Below are 15,464 nucleotides of genomic sequence, written 5' to 3'. Positions count from 1 at the left end.
GAGCGCGCCGAGGAGGCCAGCGCTCGCAGCCGCGTCCGTTGGGGAGAGGCCCGGGCCGGGAACGTTAGGGCGCGCGTGCCACGCAGCCCCGAGACCCGCGAGGGGCGAGGCGGCCGCGGCCCTTACGTTCGATTCCCATGCACCTCCGCCACCTGTAGCCAAGACAGCGAGCCAGAGAGCCAGGGAGCCTCCGAGGCGGGCCTGGGGAATCGAAGCCCGGGAGGGGCCTGAAAGGGCGCGGGTCTTGGTTTCGCCTCCCTCAGATCTCACCGGTGGCCAGCGGGCGGCGAAGGCGGTTGGAGAAGGCTCTGCATGCCCTCGACGGTCTGCTTCGCCAACTGGTTCTGAAAGGCCGCCACGGCTTCGGGCAGGGGCGGAACCTGGAGCCACAGATCCATCTGGCGCGAGGCGGCCTGGACGTTGGCGGATTCGAGGGCCAGCAGACCCGTCACCCAACCCCGCTTCGGATCCGTCAGGGCCTGGACGTCCAGGTATTTCGCGAGGTCCCCCCGGCGGTCCGGGTAGAAGACCTCCTGGATGGCCGTGGCGGCGGCGCCGAGGGGAGCGTTCTCGCTTCCCGCGGCGACCTCCTGAGGAACGGACTCCGCGGCCACCCAGAGGGGCACCGCCACACCGCACAGGGGCTGGCCCAGGAGCACCCAGGCCGTGGCGCGAAGGGGGTCCTCGCCGGGGCGGGCTCCCGCGGCCACGAAGGCGGAGGTCGTGTCGTACCGGCAGATGCTGTCCCCGGTGTAGGCCCAGACGGGACCCTTCTTCCGGTTCTGGAGAGGAAAGGAGCCGAGGCGTCCGTTGCTCACGTCCCGGGCCGCCTCCGCCAGGAGACTGCCCGCCGACAGCCGCCCCGATCCGATGAGGTCCTCCAGGAGCGCCACCGCCCGGTCCCTCCTCAGGAGTCCCGTCCCCGCTTCCCGGTCGCCCGACTCGCTGAAGTTGGTGCGGACCAGATACCCCCGGGGGGCAAGGGCCGGATCCGAGGCCGAGAATTTCTTGTAGCCGGAGGGCCCCGTTTCGAATATCGCCGCCTCTCCCTCGGCGTCGATGACCCCGAAGTTGGCCGACACGTCCCGCTTTCCGGACTCGGTTTTCTCGAGCAGGGCCTGGAAGTCCCTCACCGTGGCGCAGGATTGGAGGGCGAGCTTCATGAACCGGCCCTCGCCCCGGGTGTCCTCCCCGCCGGGCAGGTTGTACGAGGCGGCGTTCATGATGGCGAAACCTCTGGAATTGATCCCCGCCCAGATGTCCAGGCCCGCCGCGTCTCCTCCGTTGACGACGCCCACGTAGGCGAACTTCCCGTCGGCGCAGTAGACCGCCTGGTTCCGCCGGTCGTCGGAGTCACGGTTCTTCCAGAGAAGGGGCCGTCCGTCGGAGGTCGCCGAGCCCGCCACCACCGCCGTCGTGCATGCCCGCACGGTCTCCGGCCCATTCACTACCAGGCCCGCCAGCCAAAGCCCCGCAACGAGGCACCGCGTTCCACGCATGATCGCTCCCGCGAGAAAGGGGAGAGTATACCCCAAGGAGAAAGAAGAAATGGCAGGGACGGGAGACGGGAGACCAAAGAGGCGGGACGCGAAGCGGGAGCGGCGAGGGATGGGGCACCGGCTTCGAGAAGGGAGCACCCCTGGTCTATACTTGCGTCTCTGAAAAGGGGAGAGAGCCATGGCGGAGAAGGTCGTCATCATCGGTTCGGGGCCCGCGGGACACACGGCGGCCATCTACGCCGCCCGGGCGGGGCTCCGGCCGCTCCTGTTCGAGGGATTCATCGCCGGCGGCGTGGCCGGCGGCCAGCTCATGACCACCACGGAGGTGGAGAACTTTCCGGGCTTCCCCGAGGGAGTGACCGGGCCCGAACTCATGGAGCGCATGCGCGCCCAGAGCGAGCGATTCGGCACCCGGATCCTCACCGAGGACGTGGAGTCCGTGGATCTTTCCAAGCGCCCCTTTGCCGTGCGCTCGGGCGAGACGGCCGCGGAGGCCGAGGCCCTCATCATCGCCACGGGGGCCACGGCCAAGCGCCTCCACTTGCCCTCGGAGCCGCGTCTGTGGCAGAGGGGGATCTCGGCGTGCGCCGTCTGCGATGGAGCCCTGCCGCCCTTCCGCAACAAGGTCCTGGCCGTGGTGGGGGGCGGCGACACAGCCATGGAGGAGGCCACCTACCTCACCCACTTCGCCTCCAAGGTCCTCCTCGTCCACCGCCGCCGCGAGTTCCGGGCCTCCCAGACCATGCAAAAGCGTGTCCTCGAAAACCCCAAGATCGAGGTGGTCTGGGACTCGGTCGTCGAGGACGCCCTCGGCGATTCCTTCGTCACCGGCGTCCGACTGAAGAACCTGAAGACGGGCGAGTCCCTGGACCGGGAAGTGGGCGGCCTCTTCTACGCCATCGGCCACACGCCCAACACCTCCCTCTTCCGGGGTCAGCTCGAGCTGGACGAGACCGGGTACATCGTCACCCGGCCCGGATCGTCCCGCACGTCCGTGGAAGGCGTCTTTGCCGCGGGCGACGTGCAGGACAGCCGGTACCGGCAGGCCGTCACGGCGGCGGGCTCGGGCTGCATGGCGGCCCTCGACTGCGAACGCTGGCTCGGGGAGCACGCGTGAGGAAGTCGCCCCGCCTCTCCTCGGCGGCCGAACCCCCTTCGCCCCGCCGGCTTCGCGAGGCAAACGGCGACATGCGCCTGAAGGTCCTGAGCCGGCGGTACCGGCGCCTCAAGGCGGTGGCCGAAGCCTCCTCGCTGCTCAACGCTACCCTGGACCCCCGGGCCATCGGAGAGCGCATCGTGGACCTGTCGGTGAAGCTCGCGCACGCCGACCGCGGGAGCCTTTTCCTCCTGGACCGGCAGGCCTCCATGGTGCGCCCGCTCGTGGCCCAAGGGGCCGACCTTTCCCTTCTTCACGTCCCCGTGGGGACGGGCATTGTCGGGCTCGTGGCGGCCACGGGAAAGACCATCATTCAAAACCGCGCCGCGGAAGACCCTCGCCACTCGAAAGGTCTGGAAGAGTCGCTGGGGTACCGCGTGCGCTCCGTCCTCACCGTTCCCGTCCGGGACCGGGCGGGAGAACTCGTGGCGGTTCTTCAGCTTTACAACCACCGACGGGGAGGTTTCACCAAGGAGGACGCGGAGTTCCTCAAGGAAATGGGCGCGCCCTTCGCCGTGGCTCTCTCCACGGCGCGGCTCCACCAGGAACTCCTCGGCCGCGAGAAGCTCGACCGCGACGTGAAGCTCGCCGCCGAGATTCAACGCGCCATGCTCCCCCAGGACTTTTCGGGAGTTCCCGGCCTGGAAATCCGCGCTCTCTTCCGCCCCAGCCTCAACATCGCGGGGGACTATTTCGACGCCATCCCCACCGCGTGGGGCACTCATTGGCTCGCCCTCGCCGACGTCTCGGGCAAGGGCGTTTCCGCCTCCCTCATCGCGGGGCAGATCCAGGCCTTCCTGTGGAGCCGGCGCCGGGGAATCGCCTCCCTGCGCGAGGTGACCTCCGAACTGAGCGACCTCATGCTCTCGCTGGCCAGGGGCCGCAAGTATGCCACGCTGATCCTCGCCGAGTGGTCGCCCGATGACCGGACGCTCTCCTGGGTCGGCGCGGGCCACCCCCCGCTCCTGCTCAAGCGCCGGGGCAAGGTGGAGGCCCTCCGCTCCACGGGCGTTCCCGTGGGGCTCCTTCCGGGGCGAACCTACGACCTCACCTTCGCCGTCCTGGAGCCGGGGGACATGGCCGTGATGGTCACCGACGGCATCCTGGAAGCGGGGGCCGAGGGCCCTCCGGGGGAGTTCGGGATGGATCGTCTCCTGGCCCTCCTGCGGTCCGCCCGCAGCGGGGAAGATCTTCTCGTGCGCGTTCACAACGCCCTCGAGGACCATTTGGGCGGTTCCCCTCCGGGAGACGACCTCACCCTCTTCTGCGTTCGCTGCACGAAGGATTGATCCGCCCTGCCCCGTCCCTTTCCGCCTTGACGGCCCGGGTGGCCCTCCGCTAAGGTTCTCCTCAACGGGGGAGGAGGACCCATGGCGCGCATCGAGTTCACCGACAACTACCAGGACCTGTCCACCGAGAGCGGATACCAGTTCAAGTTCTTCTGCGAAGGCTGCGGAAACGGCTACATGTCCAGCTGGAAGGCCAACAAACTGGGCGTGGCGGGTCACCTGCTCCGCGGCGCGGGCAGCGTCCTCGGCGGGGTGTTCGGCCGCGCCGCCCACGGCGCCTACGAGGTCCAGGAAGCCATCGGGGGCCCCGCCCACGATTCGGCCCTCAAGGAGGCCGTGGAGGAGATCCGCCCCCAGTTCGTCCAGTGCAAGCGGTGCGGACAATGGGTCTGCCGCGAGATCTGCTGGAACGCCGAGCGCAGCCTGTGCAAGAACTGCGCGCCCATCCTCCAGCGGGAACTCGCCTCCAAGCAGGCCGAGATCGCCGTCCAGCAGGCCGAGGAGAAGCTCCGCGAAATGGACCTCACGGAGGGCGTGAACCTCAAGGCCACGGCGGCGGTGCTCTGCCCTCAGTGCGGGGCCGAGGCCCAGGGAGGCAAGTTCTGTCCCGACTGCGGCGCCTCCCTCGTGCCCAAGTCCGAGTGCCCCAAGTGCGGCACCCACGTGAAATCCGGCGCCAAGTTCTGCCCCGAGTGCGGCCAGAAGCTCTGATGCAGGGGCCCTGCCTCATCGAGGTCATCCCGCCCATCGGCAGCCAGGCCTCCCAAGGCCTGCCGGGGACGTGGTCTTTGGAGAAGGACATCCTCCACCTCGCCACGGGCTCCTTCGGGACCCTCGCCCTGCCCATCAGCGAGATTTCGGGGTTTTCCCTCGACGGCCCCGTCCTCACCCTCTTCCTCAAACAAAGGAAGGTGCTCCTGGCCCGCATGGGCGGGGGCGCACAGACCCTGCTGGACCTCCTGGAGCGCCGCTGGCCCATCCTGCGAGCCGAGGCCCTGCGCCTGACAGGCCGCGGGGAGCCGCACTCCTACGCCTGCGTTTTCGGCGACCTCGATTCCATCGCCCAGCCGGGGCGGGTGGTGGTCTTTGAGGACCTCCTTCTCGTCTTCCAGACCGGTCAGGACCTGAGCCCCATCTTCCTTCCGCTCGTTGAAAACGTCCTCCTCGACGAGGAGGCCTATGCCCTCGCTCTCAAGGGGTGGGATGGGTGGACCTTCACCTTCTCGCGCCTGGGGCCGCGGCTGCAAGAATTCGCCGAGCGGGTGACGAAGGGGCGGGCGGCGCTCTCCGCCGAAGCCTCCACGCTTCTGCGGGCGTGCCTTCCCTCCTTGGACGCTTTCGCCCAGATGGCCCTCTCCTCGGAGTGGCTTCCCGGGCGGCTGGTCTCCCTGGAGGAGCTCTCGACCCTGTCCCCCGACCTCCCCGGGGCCCTCAAGGCCCTCATCGCCGACCTGCCCCGCCGCCGCGAAGGGGAGGCCCTCCAGCGAGGACTTGCACACCGAGACGTCTTCTTCGCCCTTGCCCCGCCCTCCACCGGGACCCCCGAGCCGGAGGAGGCTCCCCCCGGGCCGGACGGAGGCTCCACCGAGTCCGCCGCTTCAAAGACGGGTCCCCCCCCGCCCGCCTTGCTGTGGATGGCGGTCCGCCGCGGCGGCCGCTGGATCCTCGAGGCCCTGAGTGAGGGCGACCGTGCCACCTATGCCTTCGAGGCCGGCGATGAGGGGCACAAGCTTCTCTCCACGGTCCTCTGCGCCCCCCAGTTCTCCCGCGAGGCCCTCTACCTGCCCATGGAGCGCCTCACCGGCGAGCGCGCCCCCCTTGCCGCCGCCGCCCGTGAATTGCCCTTCCTCCGGGACCTTCGCGCCCGCCTCAAGGTCCGCGCCCTACACACCTCTTTCGATGCGTGGAAGAGAACCCTGGGGCTGTAAAGACCTGAGACGGGAGACGGGAAGGAGGCCGGGCCCTTACAGGTCGGGTTCCTTGGCCCAGAGGACCTTCTTGGAGAAGGAGAGCCTCAAGAAGTCGCCCTCCTCGATGCCTCCGGGAGGAGCCTTTCGGCCGGGGCAGGGGCTCTTGCCGAGGGGCTTCCAGTCGAGGGACCGCGCGTCGAGCAGGACGAGGGCGGCCCTTTCGGGTTCGTCATCGCGAAAGAGGAGGGCCACGCGGTCTCCGGTGACGTCGAGGACGTCCCAGAGGCCGTCCCGACCCTTGGGCGGCTCGAGGGGAGCCATCTCCCAGGCCTCCCCCTTCTCGGGGGTCCGAAGCAGCCATCCCCTGGCCTCTTCCTCGCATTCCGCGTTGAAGGCCACCCACACGGTCCCGGCCTCGGTCAAGGCGCTGAAGCCGTCCTCGCCGTCGTAGAGCCAGGCAGGGTGCCAGGGGGTGCGGTCCCGCAGGACGCCGCCTTGCAGGAAGAGGCCGTTGCCGAAGAAGACACCGTCCTTCAGGGGCAGGAAGGCCTTGCAAAAACCGGCCACGTCGAGGAGGGCGTCGCAATCCTCCAGGGGCAGGTCGGTAGGAAAAACCGCGGCGCCGCCGGCGTCGAAGCCCGATTTCCAGTCGGGATCGGCCAGGCGTTCACCGGGGACGAACAGGGCCCAGCGGCCCGTGTCGGGGTTGAGGAGGGCGGGACCCTTGGAGGTCCAGAAGAAGAGGCGGCCCCCGGCGGACTGCGCCCGCAAGTAAGGCTGTGGGCCCGCCCCAGCCCGGGAGGCTCCGCCGAAGTGCCACCGGAAGGCCCCCGATTTGGGATCGTGTTCGAGGAGCCCCGAGCCGAGGGCCGAAAGGTAGAGCCGCCCGCCGTGCAGGACCAAACCGGCCCAGGGGATCTTCACCGAGGAGGGATCGGGGGCCGCGTACGTCCTCCCGGCGGAGTAAGGGTCGTTCTCGAAGGCCTGACGGTGGTAGGCGAGGCGAGCGGCGGCGGGGATCTCCACCTCCCTCCCCTTCCCCGTGGACCGGTCGTAGCGCCAGTATCCCGACCCGGCGCCGGACCCGCCGGAAACCAGGCAGAGGTCGGAACCCAGGAGGACCGCCCCCGCCGGATCCCGCTGGGGCGGGTCGAGGGGGAGGAGGCGGGCGGCTCCGGACGCGGGATCATACAAGTAGATCCCCTTTTCTCCCAGAAAGAGGGTCCCTCCCGGCGATCGGAAAAGGGCCCCGGAACGGACCGGGGCATCCCCGAGCAGCGCCTCGGCTCGGGGGGCCATGGGCGGGGATTCGGGGCCCGCGGCGGCCGGGGCCGATCCCGCGAGCGCGAGGGCCAGCAGGGCGCAGGTCGCTTTCATCCTCACCTCCTCCGGAAGGCTAGCACACTCTCTCCCTCCCGGGCGCGGGGAAACAGGCGGACCCTGCGCGGTGTTGGAAGGAATGCCGGTCCCATCGTGGGCCGGCCAGGGCAGGATTCGAAAAACGGAGGAGGAGGGATGAAGAGGCTCCTTGAACAGGCCGAGCGCGTCTTCGATGCCCTGCAGAAAAGGTGGTCCAGCCACGCTTCCTCCCGGATGGCGGGAACGCTCCTGGCCGCCGTCTTCTTGACGGCCCTGGCGGTCATCGAGGCCAATCGGGAGGGCTGGCTCCCCGACCTCCTGGCCCGACGGCTGCCCACGAACCACTTCTTCGCTGTGGACCTGGCCCTCACGCTCCTGCTCTTCTTCGAGGTCATCGCCCTGGTCTTCACCCTGGCCCAGTCCGTCTCCTCCTCCGTGGGGAAGCAGTTCGAAATCCTTTCGCTCATCCTGATCCGGCAGACCTTCAAGGAGTTCACGGCCTTCCCCGAGCCGGTGACGTGGGAGCACGTGCGGCCGGCCATCCTCAACATGGGGGCGGTCTCCCTGGGGGCCTTGCTGATTTTCGTGGTTCTGGGGGCGTATTACAGAACCCAGCGGCACATCCCGCTCTCGGCGGATCCCGACGACCGGTGGTCTTTCGCGGCCACGAAGAAGCTGGTGGCCCTGGCCCTCTTCGCCCTCTTCGCCCTCATGGGCCTCCTGGATCTCGCCCGGTCGTTCCGCGGCGACCCGGTCTACCCCTTTTTCGAGACCTTCTATACGGTGCTGATCTTCAGCGACGTCCTGATCGTCCTCGTCTCGTTGCGGTACAGCTCCACCTACGCCATCGTTTTCCGGAATTCGGGCTTCGCCGTCTCCACGGTGTTTCTGCGCCTCGCCCTCACTTCACCACACCAGATCAAGGCCCTCATCGGACTTTCGGCCGCTCTCTTCGCCCTCGGGTTGACCGTCGCCTACAATCACTTTGCCCCTGCCCTGGACGAACGCGGACCCGCCGCTCCTCCTCCCAACGCCTAGGCCTGGCCTCCCTCGCGGGAGTGTCCGGCCGAAAGTCCGCCCTGCCCGAACGAAAAGGAGGAATGGGTAGACACCGGAGAGGCTGAAGTGTTACCTATGTCCTGAACCAAATCTGTTACCCATGTCCTGACTGCGCCCTGCACTCAACGTCTCCCGTCCAACGTCTGACGTCTTGCGCCCTCTGTGACGGGGCGCACGATTCGACTTTCGAGGGAAATATGGGAAGGGGTCGAATCCTTGATGGGGATGTCTGACGCCCTGGAAGGAGGCCGAACATGACGAAGGCTCGCTTCCTCCTTGCCTATTTTGGCATCGTCCTGGGCGCGGCCGTCATGTTGATGGTCGCGTTCCCCGCGGGATCCCGTCCTTCCGTCGGCGACGAGTCGTCCCGGACCAGTGAGGCGGTCCTCGCCCGGGGCCTTCTGACGCCGGTCCGCCATACCACGACGAGGGACCACTACCTGTACGTTTGCGAAGCCTGCGACCGGATCGGCGAATCCAGGGGAAGCTGCCCGAACTGCGGCCACGCCTTGGAGCGCATCCTGCGCGCGCAGGTCGTTTACGCGTGCGAACCCTGTTCCGTTCGGAGCGGAGAACCTGGCTCCTGCGGCTCCTGCGGCCGGGACCTCACCGTGGTGCGGACCCGGCCCGAACGGGGTTCCTGACCTCGCCCCCTCCCTCCCTTTCCCCTTTTGAACGGAAGGCCGGCCCCCCCCCGGGGCCGGCCTTCCCCATTCCGGGATCGAACCGTGGCCTCAGCGCTTCCGCAGCCGCTCCCAAACGGCGCCCATCCTCTCCCGCACGGCCCCGTCCATGACGATGACGCCGGGCCAGTCGCGATCGAAACCCTCACTCTTCCATTTCGTCGTGGCGTCGATCCCCACCTTTCCGCCGTACGCGAAGTACTGGGAGGCGTGCTCGAGGGCATCCATGGGACCCTTGGAGAGTTCCAGGTCGCGGGCCGGATCGATGTTGGCCAGAACCCGCCAGGCCACCTCCGAGAGGTCGTGGACGTTCACGTCCGCATCCACCACGACGACGACCTTGGTGAACATGGCCTGGCCCAGGCCCCAAATCGCGTGCATGAGCTTGCGGGCGTGGCCCGGGTACTGCTTGTCCAGGGCGAGGATCATGAGGTTGTGGAAGGCCCCTTCGGGGGGCATGTGCATGTCCACCACCTCGGGCATCTGCTTTTTCAACAGGGGCAAGGTGATGCGCTCGATGGCAAAGCCCATGAAGGCGTCCTCCATGGGCGGCCGCCCTACGATGGTGTGTACGTAGAGGGGGTTTTTTCGGCGCGTCATGCATTCCACGTGGAAGACCGGATAGTCGTCCGCCAGGGAGTAGTAGCCCGTGTGGTCGCCGAAGGGGCCCTCCCGCCGAAGCTCCGAGGGGTCCACCCATCCTTCGAGGACGATCTCCGACTGGGCGGGCACCTCGAGGTCCACCGTCTCGCAGGGGACCATCTCCACGGCCTCCTTCCGCAGGAAACCGGCCAGGAGCATCTCGTCCACTTCGTCGGGAAGGGGCAGGGTGGCCGAGAAGTAGGTGGCCGGATCCGCCCCGAGGGCGACGGCCACGGGGATTTTCTCGCCCCGCGCCAGGGCCTTTCTGGCGTGCCGGGCACCTTGCTTGTGGATTTGCCAGTGCATACCCGTGGAAGTCTCGTCGTAGACCTGCATCCGGTACATGCCGCAGTTCCGCTTGCCCGAGGCGGGGTCCTTGGTGAAGACCATGGGGAGGGTGATGAAGGGCCCGCCGTCCCCTGGCCAGCACGTGCAGACGGGAAGGTCCAGGAGGGAGAACTGGCCCTTCTTGAGAACGACCTCCTTGCAGGGGCCGGACTTCACCGTCCGCGGCAAGAAGGAGGCCAGCTCCGCGAGCTGGGGGAGCATGCGGATCTTGTCCAGCAGGCCCTGGGGCTGCTTCAGGTCGAAGAAGGCCGAGATGCGATGGTCGATCTCGTCGTAGGACCCGAGGCCCAGGGCCAGCAGCATCCGCCGGTGCGTCCCCAACGCGTTGCCGAGGAGGGGAACGGCGCTCCCTTTCACGTTTTCGAAGAGAAGGGCGGGGCCCCCCTCCTTGACGGCCCGGTCCAGGAGTTCCGTGACCTCCAATCGGGGGTCCACCTCTTCTCTCACGCGAAGCAGATCCCCCGCCTTGTCCAGGACGGAAACGAATTCACGCAGGTCTTTGAAGGCCATGGGGGTCCCCTCTCCTCAGGCGCGGAACTTGGCCGCGTTCAAACCGCAGCGGCGGAGCATGCGGTAGATTTCCACCCTCTGCTTTCCAGACTCCTGGGCCATCCGGTTGATGTTGCCCCGATGCTTTCTCAGCAGCCGGGTGAGGTATTCCCTCTCGAATTGGAGCCGGGCATGGGCGTAGCTTCCCACTCCGCGTCCCGAGTAGCCCTGCAATTCGAAGGGCAGGTCTTCCCGCTTCAAGCGTCCCCCTTTGAGGTAGAGGGCGCAGAAGCGCATCCGCGTCTGGAGCTCCCGGACGTTCCCTGGCCAGGGATACCAAAGGAGGCAATCCATGGCCTCCTCGGCGATTCCGTCGAAGGGCTTCCCTAGTTCCCGGCAGTAGCTCTGAAGGAAGGTTCCCGCCAGGGGCGGAATGTCCTCCGACCGCTCCCGGAGCGGCGGGACCCGGAGGGGGAACGTCTGGATCCGGTAAAAGAGGTCCTCGCGAAACCGCTGGCCCGACACCTCCGCCGCGAGGTCCCTGGAGGAGGCGAAGATGAAGCGTACGTTGGCGGCCTTGGGCAGGGTTCCACCCTGCGGCAGGTATTCGCGGTCCTTCAGGATTTTGATGAGGCGCGCCTGGAAGACCAGCGGAAGATCGCCCACTTCGTCGAAGAAAAGGGTGCCGCCGCTCGCGTCCGCGATCTGTCCCCGGACGCCGTCCTCCCGGGCCTCGCCGAAAAACTCCCTCTCCAGAAGGTCTTCCGGGACCCCCTGACAGTTGACGACGACGAAAGGCCCCTTGTTGCGCGGGCTCTGAAAATGAATCTGGCGGGCGATGACGCCGCGTCCGGTGCCCGATTCGCCGAGGACCAGCACGGGGATTTCCGTGGGGGAGACGATGGCCATCTGCTCCCGCACGCCGATCATGGCCGGAGACTGGCCCATGAGGATGGCCTCCTCCGACTTGGCCAAGGGCTGGGAGGGCCGCCGTGGGGACCGCGCCAGGGCGCCCTCGATGCGCACGCGGACCTCCGGCGGACACAGGGGGGTGAGCAGGACTTCGGAGGCACCCCGGGCCAGGAGCGCCCCGGCGTCCTGCCTCCGGTCCTCCCTGAGGACGACCAGAATGGGCGTCCACGGGGCGAGCGTGCGCAACTGGGAGAGGAGGTTCTCGCCCCGCACGCCGGGCTGATCCAGGTCGGCGAAGATGATCTCCACCCCTCCCAGGGCCAGCCGCGCGAGGGCGTCCTCCCCGCTCTCCGCCCGCTCTTCCACCCAGTGCAGAGGGAGGCACGAGGCCAGCGCGTCGGCCGTCTCCGCCTCCCGTATCAGGAGCAGCGCCTTCGTCAACACGTCTCCACCCCCAGCACGTTCAGCTTCCTGAACCGGAGCGACGGCATGCGTTCTGACACCGCCACGCTCTGCCCCGCCTTGAGGCTGATTCCCAGCGTCTTCTCGGTCTCATCGCCCGCCGCTTCGAGGGCCGAAAGCCATTCTTGAGGGGTCCCTTGCAGGACGGCTCCCTGCACGGGTTCGGCCGCCCTCCCATTCCTCACGAGGAACCCTTCGGTGACGGGGAAGGCGACTCCGCTTCCTCCGCGCGCCGCGCGCCCCCCGCCCACCCTTGTCACCCAGAGCCCGAAGTCCAGGCTGTCCTCGAGGGCGCCCGACGGAGAGGCCGCCCGAAGGGCCAGCCGGCGCATTCGGGGCAGGCAGGGGTAACGGTAGGATTCCCGCCGGCCATGGCCCGACGGTGGGAGGCCGAGCTTCTCCGCCGTGGCGCCGTCGGTCAGGAAGCCGCGCAAGGCCCCGCCCTCGATCAGGGGCCATTCGCGAACCGCCCGTCCTTCGTCGTCCAACCCTCCCAGGCCGTCCTCCGGATCGGGCCCCTCCTCCAAGAGGTGCAGCCATTCCGGAGCCACGGGCTTTCCGATCCTGCCCGCGAAGGGGCCCGACCCATCCTCCGCGCGGTCGGCCTCGAGGAGGTGCCCGACCGCCTCGTGAAGGACCACCCCTGCGGCCCATGGACCCAGCACGACGGGGACTTCCCCCTGGGGCGCCGCGCCGCCTTCTCCCTGGCGGCGGACCCATTCGGCGGCCTGAACCGCCCCGGCCTCCAGCCGGGCCAGGCAGGAGCCGGGCGCTCCTCCCGCGGCGACCACGCGCGAGGCCTGACTCACCCGGCCGGATCTCCTTGCGACGACCCGAAGGTAGACCATGCCGCGAAACCTCTCCTCGGTGACGAGGGGCCCTCCTGGCCGCGCCGACCAGATCCTCTCCCGGGTCCGGTGGACCACCGCCGAGAACTCGGCCCCCGCGGGCGCGTTTCGGAGGGCGGCGGACTCGGCGACGGCGAGGACCTCCGACCACTCCTGGGCGGACTCCAGGGGCTCGAGGGTTTCCAGGGCTTCCTCCTTCGGGGGGGTGACCCGGGGAACCGGCGCCCCGGGGGCGGCCGCCTCCGAGGATTGGCTCAAGAGGCCCGCGAGTCGGGAAGGGTCCAGGCCGTCGCACCAGGCGTACCGATCCGAATTCCCGAGCCGGTAGCGAAGGCCGGCGCCCTCGTCGATCCCGGCGGAGGCTTCCGACGGGCCGCCCCTCTCCCACGCCACCCGGAGGCTCCTCCGGACCTGAGCGAAGAAGTCGGCCCCGCCGTCCCCTCCGGACGCCTTCGCCAGGAGGTCTGCGACTTCGGTTTCATCCACGCGCACGACTCCGCTCCCTCAGTTTTTCCCACACCCGGTCCACCTCTCGGCGCGTCCGGTCCAGGTCCCCCCCGTTGTCCACCACGAAATCGGCCAGGGGTCGTTTCCGCTCGTCGCCCCATTGGGCCGCGGCGCGCCGGTCCATTTCGCCATCCGGCCAGCCGGCGGCGCGCAGGCGCTCCCTTCTCACCTCCAGGGGCGCCGTGACGAGGATCGTGGCGTCGAACTCCCCCGCCGTCGCCGCTTCGAAGATGAGGGCCGCCTCGGACACCACGATGGCGTCCTCTCCCCTCTCTTCCCGGATCGCCTCAAGCCTCTTCCGACGCTCGCTCACCACCAGGGGGTGGAGGATGGACTCCAGGCGCTTCCTCGCGCCGGGGTCCGCGAAAACGCGGTCGGCCAGCGCCCTCCGGTCGATGCCCCCGTCGGGGCCCTCCACGCCCTCGAAAGCCCGCGCCACGGCGGCCACGGCCCGGCCGCCGGGGGCCAGCATCTCCCGGATCAGGCAATCGGCATCCAGCGTGATCGCCCCCTTCTCCGCGAAGAGCCGCGCCACGGTGGACTTGCCGGACCCGATTCCTCCGGTGAGACCTGCGTGGAACAAGGAGCCACCTCCCCGGGTCGCCTCCCCTGACCGTTGCACCATCAGGCGCCCAACCGGAGGCGGGCGGATTTCAGGGTGTTGGACAGGAGCATGGCGATGGTCAGCGGGCCCACCCCTCCGGGGACGGGCGTGTAGAAGGACGCCTTCTCCCACATGGCCGTGGGCAAGACGTCGCCCACGAGGGTCCCACCTTTCTCGCGAACGATCCGGACGCGGTTCTCGTCGCTTCCGAAGAGGCGGCGGGCCTCCTCGGGATCCGTCACGCGGTTCATCCCCACATCCACGACCACGGCCCCCTCCCGGATGTGGTCGTGGGTCAGGAGAGCGGTCCTGCCGATGGCCGCCACGAGGATGTCGGCTTCCCGGCACACGGCGGCGAGGTCCTGCGTCCGGGAATGGCAGATGGTCACCGTGGCGTGGGCCCTCAAAAGCAGGAGGGCCATCGGTTTGCCCACGATATGGGAGCGCCCGACCACCACGGCCCGGCGTCCCTTCAGGGGCACCTCATAACGCCTGAGAAGCTCCATCACGCCCGCCGGGGTGCAGGGCTCGAAACCGGGCCGGTCGAGGGTCATCAGGCCGAAGTTCACGGGGTGAAATCCGTCCACGTCCTTGGCGGGATCCACGGCCCGAAGGACCGCCTCCTCCTCGATTTGAGGCGGGAGGGGCAACTGGATCAGGATCCCGTCCACGTCCTCGCGCCCGTTGAGGGCGTTTACGACCGACAGGAGCTCCTCCGTCGTCGTGGAGACGGGCAGCTCGATCTTCTCGGAGAAGACACCCGCCTCCGCGCACGCTTTGACTTTGGACCCCACGTACACCCGGCTCGCGGGATGGTCCCCCACCAGCACGGCAGCCAGCCCGGGCGGCCTGAACCCGCGTTCCCGGAGGCTTCTGACCGCCGCGGCGACCTCGGCGCGGATCTCTTCCCCGATCTTCTTCCCGTCCAGGATGCCCGCCGTCATCGTCTCTTCTCCTTCTTGAAGGTGGCCCGGAAGGGGAACTCCACATCTTTGCCCTGGCGCCCCTGGAGGATCCCTCCGAAGATGAGGGGGATCTTCCGCACCGGGTAGGGATCGTCGTACTGGTAGACCAGAAGCCTCTCGATATGGGTCCCGGGGGGGAGGATCAGGGTCTTGACGAAGAGGCCTTTTCCCGCGGCGGCCAGCTTTTCCTGCCCCGCCTTGTCCCGGTAGAAGGTCTGGTAGAGGCGGACCTCGTCGAGGGCGGCCGCGTTTCCAAACAGCGTGTTGACGGGGGAGAAGGAGAGGTCCTCTTCCTTGTGGCGGTTCTCAAACCGAACCTTGAAAAAGACGTAGTTCTCCTCGGGCAGGACGTCGCGGAACGGGTCCTGGAGGCCCAGGCCGGCGAAGAAGCCGGCCCGGCCGGCCGGGTCCAAGGCGGAGACCCGGACCTCCATGGCCGCGTCCTCGACCACAAATGAATTCCCCTCCAGACGGACCCCTTGGGGCAGTTTGGCCTTGCCATCGGGCGAGAGTCCCACGAGCACCTGAATGACCTGGGAGGCCACCACCGTCGCCGCCCAGGCCGCCATGGCCAGCCCCGTCCATCCAGCTCTTCGGTCCATGCGGCCCTCCGCGGTGCATCAAAAGGATACACTTTCCGCGTGCCCTTGCCAATAGGCCCCTTGATCCATGGAGAGGGGCTCGAAAACTCCCTGAGACTCTTCGCCGTATACGTCCCTGTGTGGCCGCGGG

Annotated in this window: 14 protein-coding genes; 6 read left to right on the top strand and 8 right to left on the bottom strand. The window is 68.4% G+C overall.

What is annotated here, in order from left to right; all coding sequences use genetic code 11:
- Positions 1–266 precede the first annotated feature (266 nt).
- Positions 267–1,499 (bottom strand): hypothetical protein, encoded by a 1,233-nt coding sequence (locus AB1824_04800; GenBank protein ID MEW5764276.1) that lies wholly within the window; start codon positions 1,497–1,499, stop codon positions 267–269.
- A 178-nt stretch (positions 1,500–1,677) separates the two neighbouring features.
- Here AB1824_04800 and trxB point away from each other — a divergent pair, with 178 nt between their 5' ends.
- The 4 genes from trxB (at position 1,678) to AB1824_04780 (ending at position 5,872) form a co-directional block, all read left to right on the top strand.
- Positions 1,678–2,616 (top strand): thioredoxin-disulfide reductase, encoded by a 939-nt coding sequence (trxB, locus tag AB1824_04795; GenBank protein MEW5764275.1) that lies wholly within the window; start codon positions 1,678–1,680, stop codon positions 2,614–2,616.
- The gene (locus tag AB1824_04790; GenBank protein ID MEW5764274.1) at positions 2,613–3,944 is read left to right on the top strand and encodes a SpoIIE family protein phosphatase; all 1,332 of its coding nucleotides are present in this window, start codon (positions 2,613–2,615) and stop codon (positions 3,942–3,944) included. Before trxB ends, AB1824_04790 begins: the two co-directional genes overlap by 4 nt.
- An 81-nt stretch (positions 3,945–4,025) precedes the next feature.
- Complete coding sequence (locus AB1824_04785; protein MEW5764273.1) at positions 4,026–4,655, top strand: zinc ribbon domain-containing protein; 630 nt, start codon at positions 4,026–4,028, stop codon at positions 4,653–4,655.
- A complete protein-coding gene (locus tag AB1824_04780) occupies positions 4,655–5,872 on the top strand; it encodes a hypothetical protein (GenBank protein MEW5764272.1) in 1,218 nt (405 codons plus the stop codon). The genes AB1824_04785 and AB1824_04780 overlap by 1 nt, the downstream gene beginning before the upstream one ends.
- A gap of 36 nt (positions 5,873–5,908) precedes the next feature.
- Here AB1824_04780 and AB1824_04775 read toward each other — a convergent pair whose 3' ends face one another.
- Positions 5,909–7,231, bottom strand: a complete 1,323-nt coding sequence (locus AB1824_04775; protein ID MEW5764271.1) for a hypothetical protein — start codon at positions 7,229–7,231, stop codon at positions 5,909–5,911.
- A 138-nt stretch (positions 7,232–7,369) separates the two neighbouring features.
- Between AB1824_04775 and AB1824_04770 the strand changes: the two genes are divergently transcribed.
- Both AB1824_04770 and AB1824_04765 read left to right on the top strand, forming a co-directional pair.
- The gene (locus AB1824_04770) at positions 7,370–8,251 is read left to right on the top strand and encodes a hypothetical protein (GenBank protein ID MEW5764270.1); all 882 of its coding nucleotides are present in this window, start codon (positions 7,370–7,372) and stop codon (positions 8,249–8,251) included.
- Positions 8,252–8,526: 275 nt separating this feature from the next.
- Complete coding sequence (locus tag AB1824_04765; GenBank protein MEW5764269.1) at positions 8,527–8,916, top strand: hypothetical protein; 390 nt, start codon at positions 8,527–8,529, stop codon at positions 8,914–8,916.
- 90 nt (positions 8,917–9,006) lie between these two features.
- Here the strand turns inward: AB1824_04765 and AB1824_04760 are convergent, their stop codons facing one another.
- The 6 genes from AB1824_04760 to AB1824_04735 are packed head-to-tail and all read right to left on the bottom strand — an operon-like array spanning position 9,007 to position 15,334.
- Complete coding sequence (locus tag AB1824_04760) at positions 9,007–10,455, bottom strand: menaquinone biosynthesis decarboxylase (GenBank protein ID MEW5764268.1); 1,449 nt, start codon at positions 10,453–10,455, stop codon at positions 9,007–9,009.
- 15 nt (positions 10,456–10,470) lie between these two features.
- Positions 10,471–11,787, bottom strand: coding sequence for a sigma-54 dependent transcriptional regulator (locus tag AB1824_04755; GenBank protein ID MEW5764267.1), 1,317 nt, complete (start codon positions 11,785–11,787; stop codon positions 10,471–10,473).
- A complete protein-coding gene (locus AB1824_04750) occupies positions 11,784–13,148 on the bottom strand; it encodes a TldD/PmbA family protein (GenBank protein ID MEW5764266.1) in 1,365 nt (454 codons plus the stop codon). Before AB1824_04750 ends, AB1824_04755 begins: the two co-directional genes overlap by 4 nt.
- Positions 13,135–13,746, bottom strand: a complete 612-nt coding sequence (gene coaE, locus AB1824_04745) for a dephospho-CoA kinase (GenBank protein ID MEW5764265.1) — start codon at positions 13,744–13,746, stop codon at positions 13,135–13,137. Before coaE ends, AB1824_04750 begins: the two co-directional genes overlap by 14 nt.
- A 41-nt stretch (positions 13,747–13,787) precedes the next feature.
- Positions 13,788–14,711 (bottom strand): bifunctional methylenetetrahydrofolate dehydrogenase/methenyltetrahydrofolate cyclohydrolase FolD, encoded by a 924-nt coding sequence (gene folD, locus AB1824_04740; protein ID MEW5764264.1) that lies wholly within the window; start codon positions 14,709–14,711, stop codon positions 13,788–13,790.
- Positions 14,708–15,334, bottom strand: coding sequence for a hypothetical protein (locus tag AB1824_04735; GenBank protein MEW5764263.1), 627 nt, complete (start codon positions 15,332–15,334; stop codon positions 14,708–14,710). Before AB1824_04735 ends, folD begins: the two co-directional genes overlap by 4 nt.
- Between the last annotated feature and the right edge of the window lie 130 nt (positions 15,335–15,464).

The sequence above is a fragment of the Acidobacteriota bacterium genome, assembly GCA_040752915.1.
Taxonomy (GTDB): Bacteria; Acidobacteriota; UBA4820; order UBA4820; family DSQY01; genus JBFLVU01.
This window is presented reverse-complemented; position numbering and strand designations above follow the sequence as displayed.